Genomic DNA, 1,614 nt, shown 5'->3' with positions numbered 1-1,614 from the left:
GAGCAATGCACCATCGAGGCGGATATCCAGGCCCTTGAGGCCGGAGACATTGCCGCCGCTGTTATCCAAGGTGCTGCCGGTCAGGCGTGTAGCGCCTTTGGCGAACACTCGCCCCTTGGTTTGGTTGATCAGTTGCGCCACTGTCAGCCCGAGGTCGGTCTCGGTCAGCAGCTTGCCGCCATCGCTGTTGTTCAGACTCTGGCCGCTCACCGTGACGCTGCCGGCGGTACTGGACAGTTCGCCGGCCCGGTTGTCGATCTGCCCGACATTGAGGGTCAATGCCTGGGTGCTGGCGACCGTGCCGCCGTTGCGGTTGTCGAGGGTTTTGCCGCTCAGCAGCAAACTGCCCTGCGCCACCAATGCCCCGCCCTGCTGACTCAGGCTGTCGATGTTGGCGGTGAGATCACCCTGGCTGGCGATACGACCCGCGGTGTTGGCGACTTCCTGCGCCTTGAGGCTCACCGGGCCGACCGCACTGAGCAGGCCGCCGCTGGTGTCCAGGCGCGTGCCTTCGTAGCCGATGGCAGCCTTGCCGATCAGGTTGCCCTTGTCGCGGTTGTCCAGTTGATCAACCAGCAGTTGCAAGTCCTGGTCGGCTTGAATCACACCGCCACGGTTGTCGGCCGAGGCGCTGCGCAGAGTCAGTCGGTCCTTGCCCGCCAGGCTGCCGCCACGGTTATCCAGGCTGCCGGTGCCGAGGTCGATGGCCTGGCCGGCGCGCAGTTTGCCCTGCTCGCGGTTGTCGAAGGCGCCGCTGATGGTCGCGGTCAGCGGACCGTCGACCGCCAGCAGGCTACCCGCCGCGCGGTTGTCCAGGCTGGCGGCGCTCAGGCGCAGGGCCTTGCCGGAACCGAGGTTGCCGGCGTGGTTGTCCAGGGCGCCACTGAGGTCGATGCTCAAGCCCAGGTCGCCGGTCAGTTGGCCACCGGTGTTATCCAGGCTGGCGGCCTTGAGGCTCGTCTGCCCGGCACTGGACAGGACGCCGTTGCGGTTGCTGAGCGCGCCGAGGACCGTCAGGCCCAGGCCGGCATCGCTGCCGAAGGTGCCATTGGCGTTGTCGAGGCTCGCGGCGTGCACGTCCAGGCCGTTGGCCGTCACCAGCCCCTTGACGTTGCTCAGCGCCTGGTCGATGCGCAGGAGCAAGGCCTGCTGGCTGATGACCTTGCCCTGGGTGTTGTCCAGGCTGTGGGCGGCCAGGGTAAAGCCCAGGTCGCTGGAGATTTCGCCGCTGTTGTTCAGTACGTCCTTGAGGTTCTGCAACGACAAGGCGCCGCGGGCGTTGATCAGGCCGCTCTGGTTGTTGAGCTGGCCGCTGCCCAGGTCCAGGCTCAGGCTACTGCTGCTGAACAGCTTGCCGCCTTGCTGATCGAGGCCGCTGACCCGTGCGGTCAGGGCCTTGGCGCTGGACAGGCTGCCACCGGCACCGTTGTTGAGCTGGCCGCTGGTAAGGTCGAGGGTATCGCCGCTGGTGAGGCTGCCGCCCAGGTTGCTCAGGCTGCCCAGGCTGTTGAGGGTCATGCCCTGGACGCTGGAGAACTGGCCGCCATCGTTGTTCAGGCTGCCGGTGTTGAGCAGGATCGAGCCGTCGCCCTTGAGGGTGCCCTGGGCATTGAG

Annotated in this window: 1 pseudogene; it reads right to left on the bottom strand. The window is 66.7% G+C overall.

Annotated elements, in window-relative coordinates:
- Positions 1-1,614, bottom strand: a pseudogene (locus UCMB321_RS28420) (adhesin); the annotation flags it as partial.

This window comes from Pseudomonas batumici (assembly GCF_000820515.1).
Classification (GTDB): domain Bacteria; phylum Pseudomonadota; class Gammaproteobacteria; order Pseudomonadales; family Pseudomonadaceae; genus Aquipseudomonas; species Aquipseudomonas batumici.
The sequence above is the reverse complement of the archived record's forward strand: the minus strand, read 5'-3'. Positions and strand labels throughout refer to the sequence as shown.